Below are 2881 nucleotides of genomic sequence, written 5' to 3'. Positions count from 1 at the left end.
GTCCGACTGGCGGCCGCGCTGCGTGGCGGCGGGCGATCCGCCGGCGCGGGCGGAATCGGCTGGCGTTATGGGCTGGCGAGCCTGGAACGGCGAGCGGCCACCAGCGTCGTCCAGATCGTCGCGCTGGCACTCGGCCTGATGGCGCTGTTGCTGCTGACCGTGACGCGCGGCGAGTTGCTCGACGCCTGGCGGCGGAGCGTTCCCCCCGACGCACCGAACCGCTTTGTCGTCAATATCCAGCCCGACCAGGTCAAACCGGTACACGCGCTGCTGCGGGCGCAGGGCCTGGCGGCCGAGCTGGCGCCGATGGTGCGCGGGCGATTGACGCACATCAACGGCGTCGAAGTCAGTGCCGCAAGTTACACGGACGATCGCGCACAGCGCCTGGTCGACCGTGAGTTCAATCTGTCGATGCGCGCCGATCTGCCGGAAGGCAACCGACTCAGTGGCGGGCGCTGGTTTTCTCCCGCCGAAGTCGCTGGCCGGGGGGGCGAGGCGGCCGCATCGGTCGAGGATGGGCTGGCGAAAACACTCGGACTGTCCGTCGGCGATCGCATCGATTTCGTCGTTGCCGGCGAGAAGGTCGGCATGACGGTGGTTGGATTGCGCAAGGTCAACTGGGACACCATGCGCGTCAATTTCTTTGTCCTGACGCCGCCATCGGTCCTGCAAGGCTACCCGGCAAGCTGGATCACCAGTGTATATTTTCCCCCGGAGAAGGCGGAGTTCGTCAATCGACTGATTCGCGAATTTCCCAACCTCACGGTCATCGACGTTGCCGCGATCCTGCGCCAGTTGCAATCGATCATGGATCAGGTGGCACAGGCGGTGCAGTTCGTATTTCTGTTCACGCTGGCTGCCGGAGTCATCGTTCTCTACGCGGCGCTGGCCTCGGCGGCGGAAGAGCGGCGCTACGAGCTGGCGGTGATGCGCGCCCTCGGAGCGCGCCGGGAACAGCTCAGGCGGGCCTTGCTGGCCGAGTTCGCCGCGATTGGCGGGCTTTCCGGGCTGATTGCCGCGCTCGGAGCGATCGCTGTCGGCCAGTTTCTGGCGCGCCAGGTGTTTCGCTTCGAGGTGGCGGTCGATCTATGGCTGTTACCGGCAGCGATCTGCGCTGGCGCCTTGCTGGTCAGCACCGCCGGCTGGTTTGCCGCCACCAGATTGCTGCAGAGCGCACCACTGGAAGCGCTGCGCGGCGGCAGCGCGTGACCTCTGCGGGCGATCCAGGTAACATCGCCGAATGCCCAAACCCTTACGCATGCGAGTTACGCCGAAAGTCCTGTGCTATGCGCTGCTCGACGTTGCGGGCATGCTGGTTCTGGCGAGTGGCGCGATGTGGCTTGCCCGGGGTCAGACGCTGTTCATTCCCGATTTTCCGGCCAGCACGCCAGGCGCAGTGCTTTCCGTCGTCGGCGGCATTGCCCTGATGGTCTGGGCTGTCGCCGGCATCCTGCGCGAGCTGATCGCTCAGCCGACGGACCAGCGCGCAGATCCGACCTGAAACGCTTCGCCGAGGACTTGACCGTGCATGGCGGTCAACCGTCACGCATCTGGGCATGGACATGAGCCGCTCGATTCAGGCGGGCGCCACGGCGCACTTCCCGCAAGGGAAACGGTCATGACTGACTGCTCGGCGTGGTGTCGCGCGGCGACATTCTGCGCAACTTGTAAGGTCTTGAGGCGTCGAGAGACTAACCGCCACGATCGCTGAATCGCCATGTCCCGGCTTTCGGCGCGTTCCCCATCTTGATGACCACACTGGAGACCCTATTCATGAAAGTCTTGATTCTTTCCGCCCTGGCCGCCGGCGCCTCCATCTTGTCGATGAGCGCTGTTGCACAATCGCCTGCTGCCCAACAAGTTGATCCGTCGGCCTTCATCGACCAGTTCGAAGCCACCTTCGGCAAATACGAAGGCTATCGGCGCTCGGGTGCGAAGGGGATCTGTGCGCTGGGCGAATTCGTCGGCACGGCCGATGCCCGCGCCCTGTCCACCGCCTCGGCCTTCAGCGGCAAGCCGATCCCGGTGCAGGTGCGATTCTCGGTCGGCGGGGCCAACCCGAAGGCCGCCGACAACACCAGGACCCAGCGCAACCTGGCGCTCCAGTTCGACCTGCCCGACGGCGAGCAATGGCAGATGGGCAACATCTCGGCACCAGTGTTTACTGCCTCGTCGCCGCAGCAGTTCTTCGCGCTGGTGGCGTCGCGACAGCCCGACCCCGCCACCAGGCAGGCCGATCCGGCCAGGGTCAAGGCCTTCAACGACGCCAACCCGGAAGTGCTTCTGCAGGGCAAACACTTCGCGTCGCAGCCCGTTCCGGCAAGCTTCGGCAGCGTCAACTACTGGGGCGTCCATGGCTATGGCTTCGTCAATGCCGGCGGGGTGAAACAATATGGCAAGTGGGTCTTCGAGCCCGTCGGCGGCGTTCAGGGACTGACCGACGAGGAAGCCAGGGCCAAGGGCCCGAACTTCCTCTTCGATGACCTGCGCCAGCGCGTCAAGGACGGCAAGGTGGCATTCCACTTCAATCTCGAGTTGGCACAGCCGGGTGACCGGATCGACAACGCCACGGTACCGCTGCCCGAGGGCCGCAAGAAAGTCACGCTGGGCACGCTGAAGGTCACTTCGGTGTCGCCAGACGCCGGCGGCACTTGCCTGAACACCACCTACAACCCCATGGTCATGCCCAGGGGTGTGCTGCCTTCGGCCGACCCGCTGCTCGAGGCACGTGCAGCGCCTTACGCCGTTTCGCTGGGACGTCGCCTGAGCGAAGGCGCCAAGCAGCAGTAAGGCCGCCGGCGTCCTCAAAGCCAGGAAGCGGGCCGCGACGTTCACCGGCGGCGAGCGCCGGCCTTCGCCACCGGCAGCGGCACGGCCACCG

At 65.6% G+C, this 2881-nt stretch carries 3 protein-coding genes; all 3 read left to right on the top strand.

The window, feature by feature from the left end; genetic code table 11:
* The coding region (locus tag CAPSK01_RS12515) for an FtsX-like permease family protein (RefSeq protein WP_034927081.1) at window positions 1–1209 on the top strand (1209 nt) is incomplete at its 5' end.
* A gap of 31 nt (window positions 1210–1240) precedes the next feature.
* A complete protein-coding gene (locus tag CAPSK01_RS12510) occupies window positions 1241–1501 on the top strand; it encodes a hypothetical protein (protein WP_034927078.1) in 261 nt (86 codons plus the stop codon).
* A gap of 272 nt (window positions 1502–1773) precedes the next feature.
* A complete protein-coding gene (locus CAPSK01_RS12505) occupies window positions 1774–2790 on the top strand; it encodes a catalase family peroxidase (protein WP_034927076.1) in 1017 nt (338 codons plus the stop codon).
* Window positions 2791–2881: the final 91 nt, after the last annotated feature.

The sequence above is a fragment of the Candidatus Accumulibacter vicinus genome (assembly GCF_000584955.1).
Classification (GTDB): Bacteria; Pseudomonadota; Gammaproteobacteria; order Burkholderiales; family Rhodocyclaceae; genus Accumulibacter; species Accumulibacter vicinus.
Note: the sequence above shows the minus strand (reverse complement) of the source record. Positions and strands in the feature narration are given on the sequence as shown.